This is a genomic window from Candidatus Brachybacter algidus, from assembly GCF_016707225.1.
Taxonomy (GTDB): Bacteria; Bacteroidota; Bacteroidia; order Chitinophagales; family Saprospiraceae; genus Parvibacillus; species Parvibacillus algidus.
This window is the reverse complement of sequence record NZ_JADJID010000002.1, coordinates 808657-833855: the sequence shown is the minus strand read 5'-3', so window position 1 is coordinate 833855 and position 25199 is coordinate 808657. Positions and strand designations below refer to the sequence as shown.

The following is a 25199-nucleotide window of genomic DNA, read 5'->3' as shown; positions in this document are numbered from 1 at the left end:
CTGTGATATAGACATTTCGCACCTTTCTTGACTTTCAAGCATCAACAACAAACATCAAACATTAGTGTGAAATTCATTTCAAAGTGGAGATTTCTATTTCCAATCATTATATTTTTATTCCTAATTGGCAAAATATAAAAAGGGGTCTTTACAATGTAAAAACCTCTCGCTTTCCTAAGTTTATTAAATAACTAAAAACACCTCCTGATACCGATATTGACATTCAATAAATCATATGATGCCTTAAATCCTGCACCTTTTAATGTCCAATCATTCATAAACATGTCGTAACGCGGTTTTAAATATATTGATGTCCGGTCTCCAAGTGAATAATGAATAGCCAGAGCCGCGTTCAAACTTAAACCTAAACTCTTTTTATAAAAATTATCTACTTCATCCAAATTGTGTACGGCATTATCACTATACAATACTTTCCCTGATGTCTTCAATGAAACATTCACACCAACGCCAACTTCCCCTGCCAACATCCAACGACCCATTTTCTTTTGATATCCTACTCCAACTGGAATATTGATCAGATGAAACCTGTTTTCTCCTTCAATTATTTGGGTACCTGTTCTTATCATCGTATCTATCGGATTGTTGTTAGCATCGAATGTAATAAGGATCTGCGTCAGACCGCTTTTCTCATAGTCAAATCTGTCTTTGACCATTGTGTAATTAATTCCGGTATGAACGGTAATATTATTTCGGAGGATCAATCCTGCATGCAAAGAGGCATTACAAACATAAAATGGTCGCTCTGTAGCCAGCTTATTTATATATATTTTAGATGGTTCAATTTCTGCGGTCAAATGACGCATCGAAGGCCCTGCACCGACTTCGACCTGTACAAATGGTATGATTCGTTTTTTACTGAAAGTAGGACATTTCACATTCTTTGGAAAATGAAATGGCTCCAGAGTGAGGTCTTTTACTTCCAACTCATCTGCAGATAAAGAAGCGACTTCTTCCGGTGACAACACTGCTGTCCTTGCATTCTTTATGTCAGATGATTGGTTGGCGGTATTGTTTTTTGTTATTTTATCTTCAGCGGTGTTGGAGGAAAGCTCTAAGATTTCTTTGTTGATTGTAGTGTTAGCTAATTTTTTTGGCTCAGTTATATTTTTGCCTGTAGCCACATTAGTTTGTACATTTTCAATTCTGTCTTGTGCAGTTGAAGCGTTATGACCATCGGCAGAACCTTCATCTCTCCTTTGCTGGTTATGGTCCGATATGGTAGCCTTACTTATTGTATTATTGATTTTAGAATTTGAAGGCGAAAATGTTTGTGATGAATAAATCTTGCGTTGGTCGCTTCCTGATCTTATCGTTGTTGCTCTTGTAGCATTTTTAGCTGTGGTATTAACATTTACTGCGTCAATTTCGGAATTATGATTTCTAAGGTCTTCATTATCTGTTAAATGGACTTGTATAATTGCTTCTACCTTTTTGTTTCCGGTATTGTCTCCATTTAATTCAGCATTCATATCTGAGGACGGTGGAGTCGCCTGGACCATTTCAGCAAGCGGGACTTCGGAATTATTGCTCATTTGAACAAGTCCGAAACCTACGACAAATGCCAATATGATGCCTAGAAGCCAAAAAGGAAAGCCGAAGCGCTTCTTTTTTCTTTCCAATGTTGATTCGACATTGTCCCATATTTGGGGAGGAGGAGGCACAGAATGTCCTTGTGCCTGTTCTTTAAATTTATTTTCCCAATTCTCCTTTTTCATAGGTAATGATTTTGCTTCGTGAGCATTTGTTTTTTGAGGAAATTTCTAGCTTTCATGAGCTGAGATCTACTAGTGGACTCTGTTATACCGAGGACATTACTTATTTCGAGGTGCGACATATCATCTATTACTGCCATATTAAAGATCGTTTTGTATCCTAATGGCATCATTTGGACGATCTTGAGCATCTCTTCGTAAGTCATGCTTTCAGGATCTTCACCACCGACTTGATCAGATACTATTTCATCCCCGACAAATAATTCTTCATCTTTTTTCCTTCTTTGAATCTGATCCAGGCACTTCGGATGATAATAGTTTTGATCCACGAATAAAGCGCCGAGTCGCCTTTGAAAGATGCCAGATTCTTAAATACTTTAATAAATCCATTTTGTAAAGATTCCTGGGCATCGAACTCATCTCTGCAATAGCGAAGGCAGATGGAGTACATCTGCCCGCTAAAGCGATCGTAAAGCAACCTTTGACTAGTTCTGTCGTGTTGCAAACATTGTGTTATGAGTTTGGAATCTTCCAATGATGATTAATGGATTTATCAGTTATTGTAGCGTTTGTCTGAAGGAGCCGCTCACTTGATGAGTGATAGTGGTTCCAGCCTCTGTCCCTATATATTCATATGTTCCAGTGATCACATCTCCAGGTTGACTTCCTCCTTGAACAATGTTACTGTGCCCCATTTATTGCTGGATAATAGATCTGGGTATTAAAAGGTGTTTCAGCTGTAAAATTCGTTTCATTTGGAAAGAAATTGTAGAGTTCCCGGCTTAACTAATTTGGAGTATTATCCTGCCAGATAAATAAAATTCATATTGGAGGATGAATCCGATCCATTCCTGGCATTTATTTCTATAAGGAATTGCCTTAGATATGATTTAAGTACCAATTAGGAATGTGGTATCAAGGAAAGTGTTGGTACCTTTACTGTCAGAAAATCCGGAATATTGCCACAAGCCATGATTGTGCCCAGATCTATATCAGATTAGTCGCCACTGTGATGATGTCTCTGGATCTCCCTGGATAAGCGCATCGATATCTATCGGAACAAAAGTTATAGTGGTAAGTGTATTGCAATTAACCACCGTGCTATTCACCACCCCATTCACGATGTGTAAGAATGATATGACAGGCCCCCTGTAGACACTTTTAAGGTAACCATTTTCCACAGGTTCCATGCAATCTCCACATTGGCAGTGACATGGATGTTGTTGATATTACCTAAAGTAGAGACAATATCCGGAATGGTGACATCAGAGGAAAAAGGTCCCGCCTGGCCATTATATACTTCAGTCAAAGTACATCCATTGATGTATAATGAAACCTTTATATTCAGTATTGCATCCTTGTCACCTGAAAAGGTGCCATCTTGATTCGTCATGCCATGGCCTCCGCCAAAGTCGCCTCCTAGCTATCATCCAAACATCTGCTCCTGCGAGCGGATTGCCATTTTGATCCACTACTTTACCACTCAAAATGATGGATGGCAATTGCGAATCGTAGTTCCAGTAAGTAAAATGTGTTACTTCACCAACATATGTGTCATTAATTAATTTCGCCTCACCTTCTTCCTTCCAATAGCCAAGATTTTCATCATAGTACCAAAGTGGCACAGTAGAAGGTGCCTTTGAAAGCATAACAGCAGAAAGTTTGTTGGACATGGTGACTTTCTTTCCTGGAGCCACTTGCAATAGTTGACCTGAGGGAGTTTGTAATTCTACAGCTACCATGCCAGAAGTCGTCATCGCTGCGATTTGATTAGCAGCATTGATCCCTACCAGATCTCCCGGCATCTGAGTGTATATGGAAGATTGATTTGGGTCCAGATACTTCATGGCGACCATTACTGTACCTGAATAAGGGGTGTTATTTGAAGCCATCGCAATTGCATCTGCAGGAAAATCAAGTGTCACAGCACCTTTTTTCAAAGAAGCAGCCGTAGTACTCTCAAAGGATTTATCAAAAGATTTTTCTAGCAGAATATTTCTTATGGTGATAGTCGTCTCTACCACTGAACCAAATAAGGAGGATTTGAAGTTTTGGCCTTCTTTGTCCGGGATAAATTCATTGATATCCTTGTGGCAAGAGGAAAAGGCTAAGGCTATGAGCGCAAAAAGCCAAATAATATTTATTTTTTTCATTTGTTGAAATTTTGTGTTTGGCCTGAATGACTGCTTTTTTTGATAATTCAATGCACTATAGATTATTATTGAATTATGTTTAAAAGTAGCTCAATTCAGAAAAATTAAGAGTTATCTTTTTATACCCTAAAGACCTTTGAAGAAATAAATCCGTTGCCTGCGGAATGTAATTTTATGAAAAAAATTATATGGGAAGGTGTTGTACAAGTGACAAAACACAAAGGGAGATAGGATACGGATTCACAGAGTTGGAGAGAGTAATTTGTAGCAATCTTTGTTAAAAGTTACTTTTTAATTTCTGAATGAAATCTAGTATTGATTTAACAAAGTTGCACAAAGAGAAGAAGTCTTCATAAAGGTTATAGGAAAAAGCTTCAGGTGCGAATTTGTGCATATATGTAATATTGCAATATTTCGATTAATGCAATGGTAGGATGTTTTGGCTGATATGTAATATTGCAATATTACGATGAAGCCAATGGTACCAATGCTTTCATAAAATTTATTAAGTGAAAAACAAAGCCTTCAGATGTATTGTAGCCATATGACAACGCTCCAATTTAGTTGTTTTTTTAACCACGATCTCGTAAGCAGCAACGCAGATAATTTCACGAATTTTCACGAATTTTCACGAATAAATTCGTGTTAGATGCGAAGCATCATTAGTGTAATTGGTGGCAAATAAATTGCATTCATAGACACAGAGATAAAGCTTATAATCCGAGTCCATAGCATATCCTAATGACCGCCATCCGACGTATCAGTTCCACCATATTTCTAATCTCAAAATTCTAGTTTCCGAAAATTAATGCGTTGTCGGATGTTTTGGCGTGCATATATGTAATATTGCAATATTACGATGAAGCAAATGGTACCAATGCTTTCCTGAAATTTATTTAATGAAAAAACGTAAACGTAAGATGACTTGGAGCCATTAGACGACGCTCAATCGGAGTTTTTTTTATTAAATAAATTTTACTTGTTATGGAATACGAAAGAATCTTATAAAAATTGCTGCGGATATGCAGCGCTAAATTTGTCCCTCCAAAACTACTCTAATCCAGGTTGTATAGAGTTCAAAGGAATGTTATATTCAAAACGCTGGTTATTATGTACATCTATACATTCCATCTTGATTGTTGTTTGGCCAGGATTCCAATTGATAGTCATCAAACCGAAATGATTCTCCATTACAGGTCCTTCTATACGGTTTTTATTAGGAGTGGCAAAATGCCATGTTGAAGTTATTCCGCTTGATGTAAAGTCATATATCGGATAGGTGCCATCTCTTTTTATTCTTGACATTTCGCTATAGTGAACATCTCCTGAAAGAAATATGACACCGCCCGCTTGCGTCTTGTCTATCAGGTCCAGCATTTTTTTCTGTTCGTTGGGAAAATTTGCCCAGGATTCATAACCATTAAATTCGACCCCAAATTGAGTACTACTGCCTATAATTCTAATGTCAGCGGGCATATTAAATTGCTCTTCAAGCCATTTCCATTGAGCTGCGCCCAACAATGTGGAATCTTTAGATATCTCTGGAGCATAATCCAATTCGTAGAAATATCGAGAATCATTTTTTAATTCACCAGCATATGGTCGTAGGTTATCTCTAAACGTCCTTGTATCCAATAAAATGATCTGAACTCTTTTTCCTCTTGGACCATAAGCATAGGAATTGTATATACCTTCGTGCTGACGCCTTATTGAGGCGCTATCTTCTTCAAAGAAATTCATAAATAGTTCTTTCGATTTTTCTTTAAATGGATAATGCCGACCTACGTCATTCCAACCAAAATCATGATCATCCCACGTAGCAAGAATTTTGGTAGAAGCCTTGAGCTTCTTAAACTCAGGTTTGGCACCAAGCATATCGTATTTTGCTTTTAATTCGTCCATGTCTTTGGTATCCGCATATATATTGTCCCCTAAATATAAAAATATATCAGGTGAATATTTTGTCACAAGATTTAGGATAGGCTGAGGTTTGGACTGGTCACCACACGATCCAAATGCAATTTTGGTAATTACAGTCTGAGTTTTCTGACTAAATAATACATTTGAAGCTATTATCAGAATTAAAATATATACGTACCGTTTCATCATTTACAAATGTAAATATTCCGGACATATCTAACCGAACCTTAACAAGACTTTTATATTTCAATTGATCAACCAAGTGCAAAGCGAGATCAAAGTTGTAATACTTTAATTGTTTCTTTCTTATATCGATACAAGCCAAAGCTTAGTTCAAGCTTCAGGTAACCTGTAATTCCGGTATTCTGACCCGCATAAGGCGCATCTATAGCATTAAAGTCATTGAATTGGTCTTGTGCAACTTCAGTATAACCATAAAGTTTCTGATATAAAGCTCCAAAAGTAATCGTTGGCTGCCAGAATAATCGATAATTCCTCTTGTGAGTCCTGAAACCAACCTTGGCGCCGAGTCCCGCCTGTAGGGCATGTGCCTTTGTGTATTGATATTCCTGATATACAAAGGTCTCTTCATCTCCGGTAGAGGTCCTCCAATTCCAATCATGTCTTTGCATTTTGTAGTAGAGAATTGGCATTTCTATTCCAAATACAATGCCCTTATAATTATCAACTCGATCCGGAAAATATAATAATGATGGATTAATGCTAAACCCTGTGGCGTCAATCGACTCACCATCCAGCTGACTTTGAGGAATATACGCTATCGTCCCATGAAATAAAAGCTTGGATCTGACAGGCCTTGAATATCCAACACCAAATGAAAACCCTTTAGTGGTAGGCATGATCGGAGATATGTGAAATCCGTCACGAATCACCTTATCTTCTGAATATCTCATGCCATCCTGCGCATTCGCTTGCCAGTAAAAAAGGGTAAATATTGTTGCTATGAATATGTGTTTCATCAGGAATTCGTTATGGGAATTAATTAGTTTTTAAAGTTTCGAAACTCTTCATAATATTGGTTACTTATTCCATTTTCTGATCACTGACCACTGACCACTCATTTCTGTTTAATTATTTATTCTCTGAACAAAGACCGGATTGGCCTTGTCCTCAATATTAAATAACCAGATCCCCGACTTCGTCTGGCAGATTAAAAGTTTGTCATAAGCTATGCAATCATAGACGGGATCAGTCGGCAGATTCTTAATGAAATTCAATTCACCATTGGAATTGGTCCTATAGACATTTAGGCCATAACGCGCATTACACACATATAATATGTCTCCGCTCAATCCAAGTCCGCAAGGATATTCCTGATTAAGTTGGTTGATAGTGATTGGATTATTTTTATTTACAACACTTATGACAGAAAGCGTACCGCCTCCATTTCCGTCCTCACTTCCCCAATTGGTTGTGGAATAAGCCAATACACCATCTACTACGACAGGATCTCTGGCTGGAAAGTGAAAGGAATTACCTGTGAATACCGGCTTTGCCCCATCGGAAATGTTGTACAACTGGATACCATTGCGCGTTCCCAGATACAAATGATCTTCATATGCAAATATGGTTTCTATCCCTTCACCCAAAAATATACTCGAAACTTCCACAGGATGCGAGGGATCAAGGAGACTTAGGGTTCTAAGGTAATTATTATCTACTGTGTAAATAAACCCTTTATAGGTAAGTATCGTAGCAGTAGAACCTGCAACACCAGAGCCGGAGCTATTTCCCAGATACTCTGATGATGAATCTTTATCACAAGACGACAGCATAAGGGAGAGTAAAAGACAAAAGACAATATTTTTCATAAGATTTGTTTTTAAAATTAAAACCTACATTTAGGAGATTGCAGTGTTCCCCTTTTCCATTCAATTACGATTCCCTTAGAGGGGTCTATACACTCAAAGTACCCTCCTTCAGGCGGTGGAGGAAAGGCAATACCTTTAAAATAATTTTTTTTATAATCGACTACTTTTGGATCCATCATATTAGAAACATCAATCACCAGGAAATCATTTGATGAATTAACGTACATATAGTTGTCCTGCATAGTTACTTGAGTACAACCAAATATTTCGTAAAAGCCTATTTTTTCGGCGTGTTCCGGATCTGATATATCAATGATGTGAATACCCTTATAGAGCTCAACCTGATAAAGAATATCATCCTTAATGTATATTTTCCCGCCTTTCACTGTGGGTTCAGGAGGCAGAAATCGGATAGTATCAGAACCAACCTTTTGTAAATAGACGGGTGCATAACCGGAAACGCTATCGGGCGGACCGGATTCTGAGAGGTCACAGGAAGCCATCGAAACAATGACAGAAAATAAAAGTAGTAGGAGAAAATTCTGTTTCATAACTAAGTAACGTAAGTTGTAATCCAAAGGTATGGTAAAGTGAACGAATTTTTTTGCCTGAGTTAAAACTCCAGGCTATTGAAGGCGAAGATGGGGGACCGGAAGGGCACGAGTTAAAAACTCGCGCCGGCGTGAACTTTTAAATTTATTTTACTTTCTTGAATCCTTTTGTCGCTTAACTTTTACTATGTACCAAGGAACGGGTTCAAGTCCTGTTTCTTCGCTGTTCAAGTATTCTCTAATTTCATTTGGTTTTTCTAATTTTTCAAATAATCCGTATGAATTTAGATTCAAAGAGAATTTATCGACAAGATTATTTGTAATATCGTGGCAATAAAAAGAATGGAAAGAACCATCACATTCTATACCAATAAAATCATACCCTAAGAATTCTTCACTAATATTTTGGTCTTCTTCTATCCTCAAAAGTAAATTTTTTCTAAGCCCAAAGTCTCCGTTGTTAAAGTTAAATTCTTCTGTATTATTTCCCTCAGCGAAATCGCTAATCAATAAATCAGCATCTGTTTCAGAAAACGATAAACTAAAAATTTATATATCGTTTATTGAATCAAAAAACAACTCCTTAAACTCAGTTGCAGTTTTCATATCGGGAAAGACATTAGATCCATTATTAAACCGACTATCAGTCCATTCTTCAATTTCTTTAATTTTCTTGTCATTTAGTCCAAGCTCAATCTTTTCTTTTTGTTCAAGTTTAAAACTCATCCAACTCAAGCACCAATTGTCAAAAACAGAAAAGTTAATGCAACCGCTACAAGTACTTACAACTTTGCCTATATCCGAACCAAAGTCAATTGGCTTTGATTTTATTAAAAAATATCCTCCATTGAAGTAACGTTCCATGTGCTTTCTGATATAAATTAACCTAAAATTAAATTTTTCAATGATTTCTTTAAACAATAGTTTATTAATTCCAATAATTGACTCACAAAGTCATATTTGTTAATTTGTGTATTAAAATTTTTGAACTAAATTACCCCATTACCTATTTAATCAATACAAAAATTAAATATCTTATGTCAAATATTCAAATAGCCACCTTCGGAGGTGGATGTTTTTGGTGTGTGGAAGCTGTAATCCAACGATTAAAAGGTGTACAAAAAATTGGAATCAGGGTATTCCGGCGGAAGATTTCCTAATCCAACTTATAAAGAAGTTTGTGGTGGCTTATCTGGACATGCCGAGGTAGTTCAAGTCACTTTTGATGCAGATACAATCAGCTATCATGATCTGATTACTATATTTATGACTACTCATGACCCCACCACCCTTAACAGGCAGGGTGCAGATCGTGGCACGCAATACAGGTCAGTGATCTATTACCATAATGATGAACAAAAAGAGATCATAGAGCAAGTCATGGAAGAATTGAAAGATACATTTCCTGATCCAATTGTGACAGAAGTGAGTCCGCTGGGTACTTTTTTCGTGGCTGAAGATTATCACCAAAACTATTTCAATGACAATTTGGGCGCAAGTTATTGCAGGATCGTTATTGATCCAAAAGTGCAAAAACTAAGAGCCTCCTATTCAGATAAACTGAAAGTTTGAGTTCTGTGTTTCAAGTTTCGGCAGTTAGGAAGCAAAGGTAGATGGATGATGTTAGATGTTAGATGGTCGATAGGTGATTGAATCTTAATTTTTCTTTTTTTTGAATTAAAAAGCAAAACAATCATTTGATTGATGAATCCCGCACATGACGGACTAAAATCTACCCCGCCTTAGCTATACCTTTGTCGGACAAGCTTCTAACATCTAACATTTATTAACGTTTAAATTCATCCTTCAATAAAGAAAATTTGATTACCAAAATTTGAGTTCTGTGAAATTTAATATCGATAATACCTTTCAAGTAGAATTGCCTTCGGATCCTGAAAGACAAAATTCCAGGCGCCAGGTCAAAAATGCTGCTTTTTCATATGTCAAACCTAAGAAAGCAACTGCTCCCCTACTCATCCATGCAAGCGAAGAAGTAGGTCAATTACTTGGATTAAGCAAAGAAGATCTCCATAGTGAAGAGTTTCTTCAATTATTCGTAGGCAATTCAATTTATGAAGGCACGGATCCCTATGCCATGTGCTATGCCGGGCATCAATTCGGTAATTGGGCCGGACAGCTAGGAGATGGCAGAGCAATTAATCTATTTGAGGTAGTGAATGATCAAAAACGCTGGGCAGTCCAGTTGAAAGGAGCAGGTGAAACACCTTATTCACGCAATGCAGATGGACTAGCAGTGCTAAGATCGTCTGTCAGAGAGCATCTTTGTAGTGAAGCAATGCATGCACTAGGAGTGCCCACTACCCGTTCACTTTCCTTAATTTTGAGTGGAGATATGGTCAATCGGGACATGCTTTACGATGGTCATCCGGCTTTGGAAAAAGGAGCTATTGTATGTAGGGTGAGTCCAAGTTTTGTTCGATTCGGCAACTTCGAGATCTTTGCTGCCCAGCAAGACAAGGAGAATCTTGTGAAGTTATTGGATCATGTGATTCATCATTTTTACAAAGACATAACATCTGAGGGCGCTCAAAAATACCTTGATTTCTTCAGCCAATTATGCGATAGAACACTTGATATGGTCATTCATTGGCAGCGTGTAGGTTTTGTTCATGGCGTCATGAATACGGATAATATGTCTGCACTTGGCCTCACGATCGACTATGGACCATACGGTTGGCTCGAACCCTATGATGAAGACTGGACGCCTAATACTACAGACCGGCAACATAGAAGATATCGATATGGACAGCAAGGAAAGATAGCACTTTGGAATTTATATCAATTGGCAAATGCGCTATTTACAGTGATTGGGGAAGGCGAACCATTGCAGGAAATACTCGAAAATTATGAAGATAAATATGAACCTGCTTTCAATAAAATGATGCTGTCCAAAATGGGTATTTTTTCTATGAATGAGGAAGATGTAAAGTTGGTAGATGACGTTAGAGAAGTGCTTCAACTCAGCGAAACTGATATGACTATTTTTTTTCGCAATTTAAGTTTCGTTAATTCGAAAACGACTTTTGGTAAATTTAATGAAATAATTGAACCTGCCTTTTACAAATTGGAAGAGATAAAAGGCGAGATATTAATTAAATGGCAACTTTGGTTTGAAAGTTATGCATTTCGATTACAAAAGGAAACTCTTTCCTATGTCGAGCGCATGGAAAAAATGAACAGTATCAATCCCAAATACGTCCTTCGCAATTACATGGCTCAGCTCGCTATAGATGCTGCTGATCAGGCAGATTATTCCATCATTTTTGAATTATATGAGTTGCTAAAAAAACCTTATGCTGAGCAACCGGATCATCAAAAGTGGTTTGCTAAGCGACCCGAGTGGGCGAGGCATAAGGTGGGTTGCAGTATGTTGTCGTGCAGTTCTTGAGATGTGAGAAGGTGAGAGGGTGAGAAGGTGAGCGGACTGAATCTCACGGATTGGACTTGAGGCAATTATTGTTGATAGGAAGGTGAGAAAAGTTATAAGATATCTTTGATCAAATATGATGTAAAATATCGATTAGCACAATATCCCCCTTGTCTGAGCTAGGGTTTATACATACTTTTTGTTTAAAGTAACTCGAGCCTCACGATCTAAGTTTTAACTTTAAATTTGTACAGCATTCGCTATGAAGTGCTGAGCGTAGGTAACCTAGGTTCGGCAAATTCATTTTGCTCTTAATCCACTAATAATCAAATATTTATATTATTATTTTAGAAATGGCCCTTTTTGGAAAAATACTTGTGTATAAACCATAGCTTGTCTGTGGGCGCCAAGGGGGAGTAATTGATTTAAATTTACAATAAAATCGATATTGGCTATTGGCTGATGGCTCATTATTACAAAAAAGAATATTTAGGTATTAAATATAGAATGCTGGCTTGCAAAATTTAAGTTGTTAGTAATACCAAATCTTGTTTCCGGCTTAAAGCCTATTCCTATTGCTTACCGTTCAATATTATTTCTAATTAATTCCTACATTTGACTGCGCAAAAATCTAACAATGAAATCAGCTAACAATATTGAAAGGATTGTCAAAATGACCTTCAGAACGGATGCAATTGATGAGTTCTTAGAACACTTTCACAGTATCAAAGAAAAAATTAGAAATTTCCCGGGTTGTAATGGGCTGAAGTTGATCAGATCTGTGGATAAGGATAATATTTTATTTACATACAGTAAATGGAATACCCCTGAAGATCTTGAAAATTACAGAAATTCTGAATTATTCAAAGAGACATGGAGCTATGTAAAACAATTATTTGAAGCAAGAGCGGAAGCATGGTCAACGGAAATAGTTGCTCAACTTTAGGTTTATTGACCTCCTTTTTGGGGTGAGAAGTCAAAAGTTAGAAGTCAAAAGTTAGAAATTAGAAATTAGAAATTAGAATGAAACTCCGATTGTTGAGTTGTGTTTAAAACTAATTGCGAAACAACTTATATATTTTAATAAATAATTTATAAAAAGATGGATACGAATAAAGTAATTGATTTTTATTTAATAGATTTCTCCCTTCAGTAGGATTGACAGAATCTCTGATCCCACCTCATCGACTTAACGTCTTTGCGAGCGAAGCGAGGAATCTTTATACACGTTGAATTCACAATTGAAGGATTCAGCAATAAAATTATACTTTTGTCTTTAAACTTTATTGTAGGAATATATGAATCAAATAACAAAATATCATCTAACATCAACCATCTAAATTCTATCTTTACAGCATGAAACCAGATATAATAAATGTTGACGGATGCCCTTTATTTCTAGATCAGGAGTTGAGTCATTTCAAAGCTTTTTTAGCAAATCGCTCCTATTCTTCTTATATAATTTTAGGGGATGAAAATACAATACATTATTGCTATCCATTGATCCGGGATCTTTGCCCAAGCGATACTCACGTATTAAAATTTCCGGCAGGCGAATCTCAAAAAAACATTACAACCTGCAGTAATATCTGGCAACAATTGCTGGAGTTGAAAGTAGATCGAAAATCATTGGTTATTCTGCTAGGAGGTGGTGTAGTCGGCGACATGGGAGGATTCATCGCCAGTACCTATAAGCGGGGACTTGACTTTGTGCATATGCCGACGACCCTCATGTCCATGACAGATTCTAGTATCGGCGGTAAACTTGGCATAGATTACGATCATGTGAAAAATGCAGTTGGATTATTCCGAAACTCTAAAGCAGTATTTATCCACCTTCCATTTCTCCAAACTTTGTCGGATGAAGAGATGCGGAGTGGCTATTCTGAAATCGTCAAACATGCATTAATAGCCAATAGTGTATTATTTAAATTGCTGCAAGCTCAAACTTCATCCTCTAGACCACTCATTAATACAGAATTATTGTATCAAAGTATTCTTGTCAAAAAGACTCTAGTGGAGCGGGATCCATTTGAGAGCAGTGTCCGTAAAGCATTGAATTTCGGTCATACCATCGGTCATGCCATTGAATCCTACAAATTAAAGCATGAACAACCCATCACTCATGGAGAAGCTGTGGCATTCGGTATGATAGCTGAAACATATCTATCTTACAAGACCGGTTTAATATTGAAAGACCATCATGAGCAAATTCAACATTTTCTAAAAAGCATATGCGATACCTCTAGAATCAGAGATATAGATCTTGATGAAGTATTCAATTATCTTCAACATGACAAGAAAAATGAATCAGGAAAGATTTTATTCTCATTATTGAATGGAATCGGTAGTTTTTCTATTAATAAGGATATTCCGAATGGGCTTATCAGGGAGAGTATGGGGTATCTGACAAATCAGTAATCAGTAATTGGTAATTACTTTTCCGGAACATCATTCTAATTTCCTATTTCTAACTTCTTACTTTAGAAAATAATCAGCGTAATCAATTAAATCCCTGCCTTTATGGTCAGGCAAGCGTGATTCTGACAACCAATAAGTAATCGGTAATTAATCCAACATCATATGAAGTGTTAAATCGTTGTTGAAATTTTAAGATCATAACTGCAGTGACAGGTCGCGACCTGTCATTACAGTTATGATCTTAAAATTTAATTAAAACTTACAATTCCATCCTTACAAAAATAATCAGTAATCAGCTCAATCAGAATAATCAATTAAATCAGTGGTTCAGACAACCAATAAGTAATGAGTAATGCAACGGACCCTCATTCTAATTTCTAACTTCTAAATTTAGAAAGTAATCAGCCCAATCAGAATAATCAATTAAAATCAGTGGTTCAGACAAATGGGTAATGCGTCCAGAACGCCATTCTAATTTCTGACTTCTAATTTCTAATTTTATATTAACTACACCTCCTCACCTTCTCACCTTCTCACCTAAAACACATACTTTTTCTGCGCAATATTCATCCTTAACCCAACCGAAAACATGGTTTCCTTCGTGTCATATTCATCGAGGACGCTATCTTTTTTTCTATAGGCTAGCGTTAAATCTGCAAATAAATTGTGATATAACATATACGAAATATCTATTCCTCCTAATAGAATTTTTGCTTTATCGCCTTGGGCCAAGGGAATTCCAAAATCCATGGTTCTTGTAGTATTAGGCAATTGGATCTGGCTGCCGTTATTTACTCCATTGTGATCTTCTCCAATCATGGCATACATCAAATGTGGTTGGACAATTAAATTTTTAATTGGAACGTATCTGAAATTAATTAGAAATTCACTGAAATTAGCGCCCATAGGATGCGCCAGCGGCTGCAAATGGTGAGTATAATTGGACGAGCTATCAGTATGAGTGTAAGTATATGGACGTACTAAATTATACTCAAGCCGCATATCCAAATGATCAATTCCGGCTACATCAAAATATTGCATTCCTGCTTGAATTCCGTATTTATTTCCCCACCAACCATTTTGCTTGACAATATTTTTTATTTGTAATTCATCCAACAATATTTGTCCATATAATTTAACTGAATTGCCCAATTTAATTTTTAAATCTGCACCGACCATGGCATTATCAGGACTTCCTACCATCTGCTCTACTGTGCGATAGAAAATAATTGGATTTAAATATTGTAATTCGAAATTATTATTTCGACTAAAAACTACAGATTCAAACAATCCGACATTTAGCCATTTGGTCAAATTTAAACTTAGATGATGCGCAGCGATATATTTCTTAGGAATTAACTCATCACCGCCTCTTTGACCAGTAGCATTTAATTCAGCAAATATATTTTGATAATCAAAGATCCAAAGTTTTGTATTTAATTTTAAATAGAAATAATTAGCACCATCGTCAGATAAAAATAACGAACGGTAACCATCTCCTATAAAGTTCTTTCCATGACCGAACTGAAGAGCAATCTGGTCAATTATTTTAAATCCCAATACTCCTTGTGAATTTAAATAATCTACTCCATTTACATTTTTAAGAAATGAGGGCGTATAGCTTTTATTAAATCCGGCACCGGGTACAGCGCCAAACTTACCTCTCCATTCATTGACATAGGATGGATAAGCTTCTTGTGTTTCATGTATATTAGCATAAAAAAAGACCCGGTCTGCAATGCCACCACGTATTTCTGCACCACGAATATTTTTGAAAGTAGTACTACCCACATCATTGTTATTCGAAGAACCAATATTAAAATTAAATACCGGATTAATTCTAATGTAGAAATCTTGTTGATTAACTTCAATTAAATTGGCAGGGCTTTTATAAAACAATCCAAAGATGGGTCTTTTATTTTCTTCTGAGGCTGGAGTAGTTTTATTTAAATCATTCTCATCCGGCGAATAAAAAGTACGTGTTGAATCGAGATAATTTCTATTGCCTGAAGTTGATTTCTCTTCATACAAAACACTCGTAAGCTGCTCACTTTCCTTACATTCATTGACTAGAAACTGAATATCCTCATGATCTTTTGCACTTAAGTTTTTATTCCCTTCCAGATCTTTGATTAATTGTAATACTTGAGCTCTCGTAAAATATTGGTGGGAAGAATGGTAAGATTTCTCATTTTCAACCTTCATCATAAGTCGTTCGATGATGGCTTTAGTTGGTTCTGATGAAGGAATAGCAATGATTTGACCTGTCAGATTATTTACCCCGAATAATAGAATAATACATGTTTTAATTAATAATGAATACTTTCCTTTAGTGGTATTTAAATTCATAAATAATTAATTGCTATTAAAAAATTAAATTTCTGATCCGGATCACTTCTTCCACTTAAAAGTACTGATCATATGTTGAACATCTTTTTTCATAAATTCTATCACCGGAGCCAATGAATCTTGATTGGTTCTGACATTAAAATACAAAGCACCTCTAAGAAAATGCGTCGTACTGTCTGTCAGAAAAAACTGATAAGTAGACGCTACAGGCCCTTCAATATCAAATATTGTCCCACTGACATGATCAGGTCTGCTTACAGGTATTTCATCTATGAAACTTGCTTTTTTATTGTGCACCCCGGCTAATTTATAGGCATCATTGATCACCTTGTTAAGTGAATTCTTTTTACCAAGAGGATAATAAGTACAAAATATAAGGCTTTGAAATTGTGGGACATAAATATTAAACCAGCAGGCATCCTCAGGCTTTTCGCCAAAGAATGAGGTGTCCTGAACGATAGTGGCATAATCCGGATATTCAAAAGTAAATTCACAGAATGAAGTATCAAACTGTACATAATTTTTTTCAGGATACACTACTCTAGGAAAAGAGCGGGGCTTGGGAGTTTGAACAGACTCCTCCTTGCAACCTATGGCGAAGATGGCCACTATAGTTAACAGTAAAAACAGCTTTGACTTATTCATTCAATTTATTTTCGAAGTGTCAAAGTTAGATGAATTTTCAATGAAAAGCTGAAAATGCCGGCAAAGCTTTGTGCTGAAAATCAAATAAGGCCTGATTTTCGTAGGATGAGCCATCCGTAGCTTTATCACCTTTGAATGCGATCCATTCACCACCCCAATAGCAAAACCCAATAGACTTTGTTCGCTCAACAATGCTTCTGATCTCTTTAACAAAATTTTGCTGACCTACTTTTGTAGCTGCATAGCCATTGACTAACTGACTTTCCAGACCTAAGACATTATTAGTATAATCAGCATACTGTAATGTAAAAGGATAAGAAACTTCAGCGATCAGTACCTTCTTGTTATAGTCTTTTTGCAGTCTTTCAATGGTAGTTTCCAGAAGTGCTAATGACTTTCCATGCCATACAGGATAATAAGACAAACCTATAACATCATAATCCAAACTTGCGTTTTTCATTATATTAAAGAAGTAATCACTTCCTTCCAATCCTGCAAAATGGATGATGATCTTCGATTCAGGACTAGCTTCACGACTGCCTCTGACACCAGCTTTCAGAAGTTTGACAAAATTTCCTTCATTAGTGTATTTTCCAAGGTCCCATAGCATTCCGCCATTGATCTCATTGCCAATCTGAACATACTCGGGTTTTATTTTAGACATGATATTTTTAGTAAAAGTATAGACAGAGTCTTCCAGCTGCTCCACATTCAATCCAATCCAGTTCTTAGGAATAGCTTGTGCACCGGGATCAGCCCACGTATCAGAATAATGGAAGTCCAGAAATATTTTAAAGCCATGTGATCTGCATTTAGCCACAAGTTGTAAAACTTCCTCCAAACCCGAATGCGCAGAACCTTCTATATTCCATAGACGAATCCTTGCCGTATTGACACCATTTTCTTTAATTATATCCAAAAAGTCCTTTGATACACCTGCTGAATCATAGAAAATTGTATTCGTTGCCTCTATTTCAGGTAAAAAAGAAATGTCCATTCCTTTAATATCCAAGTTAAAAAGTTCAGGTTTGATGTTGACTGGGTCTTCTTTACAAGAATACAAAACAATTGAAAAAATGATAGTAACAAAAATATGTAATCTAATAATCATATTATTTTGAATGGATTTTGACGAAATTACAAAAATTAAAATAATCTTCTAAAATGTTCTTTTGCATGGAAGGTATTACGATTTTTAATTGGGTAAAGACAACTTTATTTCGAATTATATTTTTCTCTTTTACTTATTCATAAAATTATTACCTTAGCGCCTCATTCCTAATTTATTAATAACAAACAAACAAATGACAAGAAACAGACTTCTAACATTATTATTTTCTGTCCTGGCGTTACAGTTCACTTATGCACAGGTCACTTACACCGATGATTTCGATGCGTACACTGCCGGAACAACAGTCGTAACAAATAATCCTACCTATTGGAGAACATGGGGATCTACTACTGGTGGAGCTGCTGACGACGCTTTCATCACAGATGCAAAAGCAGCAAGTGGAGCTAATAGTTTCATCATTGAAGCTAAGGTAGCTGCTGGTGGTCCTATGGACCTTATCCTAAAACTTGGCAACAATGTCAATAAAGGTAAGATCCACGCTGAATGGAATATGTATGTAGAACCGGGTTATAGCGGATATTTTAATTTCCAGTCTACTACTACTGCGGGTACAGGATGGGCTATGGATTTTAATTTTAGTCCTGAAGGTGACCTACAAGTAGTAGCCGGTGCAGTTACTTATAGCAACAAACTTAAGTTCCCGGTTGGAGAATGGTTTAATTTTGCTGCGGACATAGATATTTCTAATAATATGTGGGCAATATCTATTGATGGCGAATGCGGTGCAACATTCAGAAGTGCACTTTCTTCTGTAGCTTCAGTTGACTTTTTTGCAAACTCAGGTAACAAGTACTACATCGATGATGTATCATTTACTACAGATGCTGCGGACATTAAAGTATATAATGGAAGTGAGGCTGGTTTGTTGAATTTGGTCGTTACTGAAGGCTTACAAATCGCTGGAACTAATATTAAAACTGCTGCAACATTATATAATGTTGGAAAAGATACTATCACAAGCATTGAATACACTATCTCTGGTGGTAGTGGATCTGAAACTAAAACTTTGGAGGGACTTAAATTGGCTCCTAAAAAGAATTTATCTATTGCTATCCCTGTTGAAGTTAAATTAGTAGATGGAGCTAACGATATAGTTTTAGAGCTTACAAAGGTTAATGGTGCTTTGGACTCAATGCTATGTAATAATAAAATAGTTGGATCAGCTTATGCTGTACTTCCGGCTACTCACAGAAAAGTAGTATTGGAAGAAGGTACAGGAACATGGTGCGGATGGTGCCCAAGAGGTGCAGTATTCCTTGACGCTATTTCTCCTTCTTATGATGATTACTTCGTTCCGATAGCTGTACACAATGGAGACGTAATGACCGTAGCTCCTTATGATAATGTGGTTACTTCATTTGATGGCTTTACTGGTTTCCCGGGTATGATCGTGGACAGAAGAGAAGTAGTAGATCCTTCTGCTGCTTTGCCTCCAGGATTAAACTATTTGAGAGAAGAACCGGCAGCTGTACTTACTATTGGTGCACGTGAAGGCGCTGTAGCAGGAACAATGGATGTATCTGTTACTGCAGATTTCCTTCAGGATATTCCTTCTGGTTATAGTATGTATATTACTGTAATTGAATCAGAAGTAAGAGGTACAACTTCTGAGTACAATCAATCTAACTATTATGCAGGTGGAGCAAGTGGCCCAATGGGTGGTTATGAAAGTTTACCAGGAACTGTTCCGGCAGCTCAAATGGTTTACAAGCATGTCGCAAGAACATTTGATAATTCTTTGAAGAATATGCCTTCTGCATCTATCGATGATAAGAATGTATATAATTACAATATAGCATTGAATGGTGATTGGAATATAGAAAACTTAAAGATAGCTGCCGTTTTACTTAATGAAGATGGTCAGGTATCGAATGCAAATGATGCAACAATTGCAGATGCAACCACTGAAGGATTCGTTATTTCTGCTACAGAAAAAATCCTTTTAAATACAGATCTTAATGTATATCCGAATCCTGCTAAAGATCTTACTACAGTAGAGTTGACGATAAACAGATCTTCTAATGTTGAAATATCATTGGTAGACGTTCAAGGAAGAACAGTTCTGGTGAAAGACTTTGGTCAGCAGCAAGGTAAGATCAACTTGCCGATCTCTATCAAAGGTATGACTCCTGGTGTTTATACTGCTATCGTGAGAACGAATGAAGGTATGGCGACTAAGAGATTAGTGATCCAATAAATTTATACCTGATTCGATCAGGATTGATAATAAAAGGAAAGCCGTCGTGGAAATGCGACGGCTTTTTTTGTTATATATGTATTAATAAATATTGAATACGAAGCCGGCATTGAAGGCATAAGAGACTTTATTCTGAAGTTGTCTAGTTCCTAGTCCATTCCTATCAGTTAAAGATGGATCAAATGTCCTCCCTATATACCAATCTGACACGTTATATGAAAAATCATCAGGGATAAAATTCATATTTGGATCATTTAGAAAATCTTTGACAAATGAGTGAAAGTATACAACTTCAAAATTTGCAAATAGCCTTAATTTATAATTAATAAAATAAGAAGATTGAAGCATGATTTTGGGGGCAATACTGGTACTTTTTATATCAAGAATACGCTGATCTTCATAATCCATTTTATAAAATATATAATTCATCAAGGTGGTCAATTCAACATTTGTTCTTGAATTTGGATAATAACCCATTTTGTAAGCTACCAGTACTTTAGGGCTTATAACATTTGATATTGTTGCTTCTTTTGAATCATAAAAAGTATTCTTAGACTTATTAATGTCCAAACTAATTATTGTGTAAAAATTAGATTGTAAATATCTTGAAATAGGTTTCTGCACTGAGAATTCCATAGAAAGGGCACCTCCAGATGAAAATGAATATTCTCCATCTTTAAAATATTTAGAATACGAAATATTCGGGTCAATACCCACCGCAAATCTGGACCCTATCGACCGAAATCCTATCCCTGCGAAAGAATAATTATCGATCAATATCGTAGTTAGTTCTATATCCGACGCCGCTTTAACAGGAAAATTACTCTTTAACCAGATACTGAGACTCCTCAGAACCTGAAGTCTGAAATTCCTATTGTCAAGTATTCTGGTAAAGTTAAACTTTGCAATCTCGCCTGCAAATGCAAATATCATATCCTGACTGATTGTGTCTGTCAGTATATCCTCTCTCCTAAGATCATCGATGATGAATTCTGCCAGCATTACTTCATTGAGTATATTGATCCTGCCCACACCGACCTTTAATGGTATATTGAGATAAGCACTCAGATTATTATATGCATTGGTTTTTGTACGAATATTATTGTAGATACCTGCATGATACCCATATTCAAAAAATTTATTGTCACCTCTATATTTTCTAAATATCTCGTCTGATATAGCTGTGGTATTGAATGCGTTGGAAGCACTTGCTGTATTTATTATGCTGGAAAAAGTCCTGCTATTATAATATTGCTTATTATCATTGTTGATATATCTACTTCCATTTAAAAATAATGAATTAGAAAACCTGGTGGAGCGGTCAGTAGCTGAAGCATTGTTTCCAAGATTTAAATTTTCATTTAATTGTAAGCTTTTATAATCAACTTTAGGAAATTGATAATCCTTATAATTCAATTGTTGACCATTCGACGTTGTCGATATTAATTGAAGGAAAATCATACACGCGATGATTACTTTGAAGTTTTGATGATGCATAATTTTAATTTTTGTAAAATAAAAGTATAGAAAAAATTCTACATCATTTGATATTTACAAATTGATGGGTGTTAATATTAATATAAAAAAGTCAACCGGTATAACTGGTGTACTTTCCACTGGTTAACTGGTGCACTATTCAATGTATTACAGACAAGGGCAAGCCTTATCCCTGCCGACATTCAATTATATTTAAGTACTTAATACCTAATTCCGTATTTACAAAGATCAACTGTGATGACAGGTCTCATCCTATCCCTACAGTTGATCTTTGTAAATACTATCTTACTATAATAATCTAATACTGATTAACTATAAACTGGTTAACTGGTGCACTAAAATCTGGTTAACTATTAATACTGGCAAACTTTACCATTAATGGCGGACAATGGCAAGCATTATCCCTACTATAATACTATAATACTATAATACTTATACCCTAAAATGCTTCAATCTGATTACCTCCTCTTTGGTAAGGAAACGCATCATACCGCGGGGTAGATCCTTTTTGGTCAATCCTGCATAGTAGACGCGGTCAAGTTTTTCCACTTCATAACCGACAAATTCGAAGATGCGACGGATGATCCTGTTACGACCTGAATGCAATGTGATGCCGACTTCATTAAGCGGAGCACCCTTGACATATGAGATTCCATCGACTTTGATCGGGCCATCTTCGAGTTGAATGCCCTTTTTAATTTGTTCAAAATGCTCTTCTTCCAATGGCTTATTGAGCGTAGCATGGTATATCTTTTTGACTTCATAAGAAGGATGGGAAAGTCGTTTTGTGAGATCACCATCATTGGTGATAAGCAGCAAACCTGTCGTATCCCTGTCTAGTCTTCCCACAGGAAACACATGAGTAGAGACTTTTCCTTTGATGATGTCTTGAATACTTTTACGACCTTTTTCATCCGAAAGAGTAGTGATGACATCACGTGGCTTGTTTAACAATATATAGATCCTCAGTTCAACTGGTTTAATCACCTTTCCTTTGTAGGATACTTTATCGTTTTCCTGAACTCGGTAACCTGGCTCTTTTATTACATTGTCGTTGACCTGGACCTCACCATTGGCTATGAGAGTATCTGCGGCCCTTCTACTACAAACACCTGAATTGCTGACATATTTATTGAGCCGAGGGGTAGGATCTTCATCCTTCTCAACAGGTTGGATCTTAGGTGAGGCTGGCTTCAATGCATCCTTGCGAACAGTAGATTTTCTTTTTTCAGGACGTTCTTCTTCAAATGGCTTAGGCGTCTGCTTTCTGAATTTGTCAAAACCTTCCGGTTTAGTGGTGGTTCTACTTCCTGACCTTTTCGGGGCATTTTTAGGGTTTTTTTCCCGCATCTGATGTAATGAATAATGAATAATGAATAATGAATAATAATGGGTAATGAGTAATGAGTAATGTTTAAAATTCTTAACTAACTATACTCAATTTTCCTTTTTTCGGTGCGCATACAGCGCTGCTCCGATGACACCGGCATCATTCTGAAATTTCGCCGGAACAATACTTGTTTCTAAAGTAAAGTACTGTTTATACAAGTCAAACTTCTTACTTATGCCTCCACCAATAATAAAAAGATTCGGAGAAAATATAAATTGAAGATGGTTGAGAAATTCATCAAGCCTTCCACCAAATTTTTCCCAATTTAGGTGTTTTTCTTTTCTTACAATATTGGAAGCATAATGTTCTGCGATGCTTTTGTGGAATTTTAAATGACCGAATTCAGTATTTGGGACCAGCACTCCATTATAAAACAAAGCGCTTCCAATACCTGTCCCTATGGTGAGAACGATGACAACACCGGGTTGATTCGCTGCAAATCCAAATGCCTGTTCAGCCATACCGGCTACGTCTGCGTCATTCGCCACGTAAACAGGACATGCAGAATACTTGGACAAAAGATTTTCAACATTCGCATTGATCCAGGATTTATCAATATTAGAAGCTGATAAAGCAATTCCGTTTTTAACGATGGCAGGAAAGCCACAACCAATAATTCCTTTGTATTCAAATTGCTCTGTAATAGTCTGGACTGCATGACCTATGGCATCAGGCGTGGCAGGGTCCGGAGTTAGCACCTTAACTCTTTCTGTTACTAATTCGCCGGTGGTAACATCGACAATAGCACCTTTTATTCCGGTGCCTCCGATATCAAAACCTAAAATATGATTAGGATTCATGTACTATTTTTAAGGATCAACAGATATTTAATCCCTCAAAAGTACATAAAAATTGCAAGGCCAACGTAGGAATTATATTAAACTATCCTGCAGTCCCCATTTGCTTAAGAAAGTTTACATGAGCACGGACAGCAGATGCCACCGTCTTATATTCGATATATTTCAACTCATATTCGTCACACACCTTCTTAATGATACCACTAATAGCCGGATAATGTGTATGAGAAATCTTAGGAAATAAATGATGCTCAATCTGGAAATTCAAACCTCCAACGTACCAACTCACAAACTTATTCTTAGTGCCGAAGTTGGCAGTAGTTTTAATTTGGTGCGCTGCAAATTCATCCTGAAATTTATTGGTATCTGCATCTGCCACCGGAAAGTCAGTGTGCTCTACAGTATGAGCTAATTGGAAAACGATACTTAACATAAACCCTGCTACGATATTCATAACCAAGAAACCAAGTAACCAAGGAAAGAATCCGAATAAATAGATAGGTAATGCACAGAATACAAGCGCATGCCAAATCTTTACCATCCAAAATCTAACATGTACTTTGGTAGTCATATCAGTTAATGGAAAATCTCCGATTCTTTTCTTGAAATATTTTTTATAGTCAGATCCAAATACCCAATAAGCATACATCAACATATATAATCCAACAAAATAAATATGTTGGAATCTGTGTGCCTTAAATTTTTCCTGAGTCGGAGCAAATCTCATTAATTTACCCACTTCGATATCATCATCTATACCATCCACATTTGTGAAAGTGTGATGGATAAGATTGTGCTTAATATTCCAAAAATAATGACTGGCACCAAGCATACTCATGGTATAAGCTGCCAATTTATTGCTATTCTTCCTTCCACTGAAACTACCATGACTTCCATCATGCATTACATTGAAACCAATAGCAGCAATTAACAAACCTAAAATTACACATTCTGTCAACGCGATAGCCCAATGAGGCTGGAATATAAATAAGTGTAATACAGTCAAACCAAATAAAGAAAGCAAGATTATTGCTTTCAAATAAAGAGGTCTGTTACCTGTTTGTTTGATATTATTTTTTTCAAAATACTCCTGAACACGACTCCTTAATTCATTATGAAGTGATTTTCGAACGTGAGGAAATTTAGGAAAAACGTGCACTGATGACATAGCGTAAAAATTTGTGTAAAGTTAGT

At 36.4% G+C, this 25199-nt stretch carries 23 protein-coding genes and 1 pseudogene; 5 read left to right on the top strand and 19 right to left on the bottom strand.

Translation table 11 applies throughout. The annotated features are described in order from the left end of the window. Positions 1 to 191 precede the first annotated feature (191 nt). The 12 genes from IPI15_RS09295 to IPI15_RS09245 form a co-directional block, all read right to left on the bottom strand. Complete coding sequence (locus IPI15_RS09295) at positions 192 to 1736, bottom strand: hypothetical protein (RefSeq protein WP_287419988.1); 1545 nt, start codon at positions 1734 to 1736, stop codon at positions 192 to 194. Beyond that, entirely contained in the window at positions 1733 to 2062 is a 330-nt protein-coding gene (locus tag IPI15_RS09290; RefSeq protein ID WP_287419987.1) for an RNA polymerase sigma factor, read from the bottom strand. The genes IPI15_RS09295 and IPI15_RS09290 overlap by 4 nt, the downstream gene beginning before the upstream one ends. Next, the gene (locus IPI15_RS19830; protein WP_353845298.1) at positions 1975 to 2184 is read right to left on the bottom strand and encodes an RNA polymerase sigma factor; all 210 of its coding nucleotides are present in this window, start codon (positions 2182 to 2184) and stop codon (positions 1975 to 1977) included. Before IPI15_RS19830 ends, IPI15_RS09290 begins: the two co-directional genes overlap by 88 nt. 106 nt (positions 2185 to 2290) lie before the next feature. Next, a complete protein-coding gene (locus tag IPI15_RS09285) occupies positions 2291 to 2428 on the bottom strand; it encodes a hypothetical protein (RefSeq protein WP_287419985.1) in 138 nt (45 codons plus the stop codon). A gap of 422 nt (positions 2429 to 2850) precedes the next feature. Further along, a complete protein-coding gene (locus tag IPI15_RS09280; protein WP_287419983.1) occupies positions 2851 to 3126 on the bottom strand; it encodes a hypothetical protein in 276 nt (91 codons plus the stop codon). Further along, a complete protein-coding gene (locus tag IPI15_RS09275; protein ID WP_287419982.1) occupies positions 3095 to 3886 on the bottom strand; it encodes a hypothetical protein in 792 nt (263 codons plus the stop codon). Before IPI15_RS09275 ends, IPI15_RS09280 begins: the two co-directional genes overlap by 32 nt. A gap of 1050 nt (positions 3887 to 4936) precedes the next feature. After that, positions 4937 to 5995 (bottom strand): alkaline phosphatase D family protein, encoded by a 1059-nt coding sequence (locus IPI15_RS09270; RefSeq protein ID WP_287419980.1) that lies wholly within the window; start codon positions 5993 to 5995, stop codon positions 4937 to 4939. Positions 5996 to 6081: 86 nt separating this feature from the next. Beyond that, a complete protein-coding gene (locus IPI15_RS09265) occupies positions 6082 to 6786 on the bottom strand; it encodes a hypothetical protein (RefSeq protein ID WP_287419978.1) in 705 nt (234 codons plus the stop codon). 108 nt (positions 6787 to 6894) lie between these two features. Continuing rightward, positions 6895 to 7638 carry an LVIVD repeat-containing protein gene (locus IPI15_RS09260; protein ID WP_287419976.1) on the bottom strand — a complete coding sequence of 248 codons (744 nt, stop codon included), beginning with the start codon at positions 7636 to 7638 and terminating at the stop codon, positions 6895 to 6897. Positions 7639 to 7655: 17 nt separating this feature from the next. Beyond that, a complete protein-coding gene (locus tag IPI15_RS09255) occupies positions 7656 to 8189 on the bottom strand; it encodes an LVIVD repeat-containing protein (protein ID WP_287419974.1) in 534 nt (177 codons plus the stop codon). 150 nt (positions 8190 to 8339) lie between these two features. Then, a complete protein-coding gene (locus tag IPI15_RS09250) occupies positions 8340 to 8699 on the bottom strand; it encodes a hypothetical protein (RefSeq protein ID WP_287401911.1) in 360 nt (119 codons plus the stop codon). A gap of 39 nt (positions 8700 to 8738) precedes the next feature. After that, complete coding sequence (locus IPI15_RS09245; RefSeq protein ID WP_287401910.1) at positions 8739 to 9053, bottom strand: hypothetical protein; 315 nt, start codon at positions 9051 to 9053, stop codon at positions 8739 to 8741. 173 nt (positions 9054 to 9226) lie between these two features. Between IPI15_RS09245 and msrA the strand changes: the two are divergent. The 4 genes and pseudogenes from msrA to aroB all read left to right on the top strand — a co-directional run bounded on the left by msrA (position 9227) and on the right by aroB (position 13998). Further along, positions 9227 to 9761 (top strand): annotated as a pseudogene (msrA, locus tag IPI15_RS09240) (peptide-methionine (S)-S-oxide reductase MsrA). A gap of 271 nt (positions 9762 to 10032) precedes the next feature. After that, a complete protein-coding gene (locus tag IPI15_RS09235; RefSeq protein WP_287419970.1) occupies positions 10033 to 11598 on the top strand; it encodes a protein adenylyltransferase SelO family protein in 1566 nt (521 codons plus the stop codon). A gap of 616 nt (positions 11599 to 12214) precedes the next feature. After that, the gene (locus tag IPI15_RS09230) at positions 12215 to 12523 is read left to right on the top strand and encodes a putative quinol monooxygenase (protein WP_287419968.1); all 309 of its coding nucleotides are present in this window, start codon (positions 12215 to 12217) and stop codon (positions 12521 to 12523) included. A 410-nt stretch (positions 12524 to 12933) separates the two neighbouring features. Beyond that, positions 12934 to 13998, top strand: a complete 1065-nt coding sequence (aroB, locus tag IPI15_RS09225; protein ID WP_287401905.1) for a 3-dehydroquinate synthase — start codon at positions 12934 to 12936, stop codon at positions 13996 to 13998. Between the two features lie 537 nt (positions 13999 to 14535). Here aroB and IPI15_RS09220 read toward each other — a convergent pair. Genes IPI15_RS09220 through IPI15_RS09210 form a run of 3 tightly spaced genes read right to left on the bottom strand, consistent with a single transcriptional unit; the run spans position 14536 to position 18103 of the window. Further along, a complete protein-coding gene (locus IPI15_RS09220) occupies positions 14536 to 16347 on the bottom strand; it encodes a capsule assembly Wzi family protein (protein ID WP_287419966.1) in 1812 nt (603 codons plus the stop codon). A gap of 42 nt (positions 16348 to 16389) precedes the next feature. Then, positions 16390 to 16992 carry a gliding motility lipoprotein GldD gene (gene gldD, locus IPI15_RS09215; protein WP_287401901.1) on the bottom strand — a complete coding sequence of 201 codons (603 nt, stop codon included), beginning with the start codon at positions 16990 to 16992 and terminating at the stop codon, positions 16390 to 16392. 37 nt (positions 16993 to 17029) lie between these two features. Then, complete coding sequence (locus IPI15_RS09210; protein WP_287401899.1) at positions 17030 to 18103, bottom strand: glycoside hydrolase family 53 protein; 1074 nt, start codon at positions 18101 to 18103, stop codon at positions 17030 to 17032. 193 nt (positions 18104 to 18296) lie between these two features. On the opposite strand from IPI15_RS09210, the gene IPI15_RS09205 reads away from it, so the two are divergent. Continuing rightward, positions 18297 to 20321: a T9SS type A sorting domain-containing protein gene (locus IPI15_RS09205; protein WP_287401897.1), complete on the top strand. Its 2025-nt coding sequence runs from the start codon at positions 18297 to 18299 to the stop codon at positions 20319 to 20321. 81 nt (positions 20322 to 20402) lie between these two features. On the opposite strand, the gene IPI15_RS09200 is transcribed toward IPI15_RS09205, so the two are convergent. The 4 genes from IPI15_RS09200 to IPI15_RS09185 form a co-directional block, all read right to left on the bottom strand. Further along, entirely contained in the window at positions 20403 to 21818 is a 1416-nt protein-coding gene (locus tag IPI15_RS09200) for a hypothetical protein (protein ID WP_287401895.1), read from the bottom strand. 432 nt (positions 21819 to 22250) lie between these two features. Then, complete coding sequence (locus tag IPI15_RS09195) at positions 22251 to 23168, bottom strand: pseudouridine synthase (RefSeq protein ID WP_287401893.1); 918 nt, start codon at positions 23166 to 23168, stop codon at positions 22251 to 22253. An 87-nt stretch (positions 23169 to 23255) separates the two neighbouring features. Further along, positions 23256 to 24008, bottom strand: a complete 753-nt coding sequence (gene ppgK, locus IPI15_RS09190; RefSeq protein ID WP_287401892.1) for a polyphosphate--glucose phosphotransferase — start codon at positions 24006 to 24008, stop codon at positions 23256 to 23258. A gap of 82 nt (positions 24009 to 24090) precedes the next feature. Further along, positions 24091 to 25173 (bottom strand): fatty acid desaturase family protein, encoded by a 1083-nt coding sequence (locus IPI15_RS09185; RefSeq protein WP_287401890.1) that lies wholly within the window; start codon positions 25171 to 25173, stop codon positions 24091 to 24093. Positions 25174 to 25199: the final 26 nt, after the last annotated feature.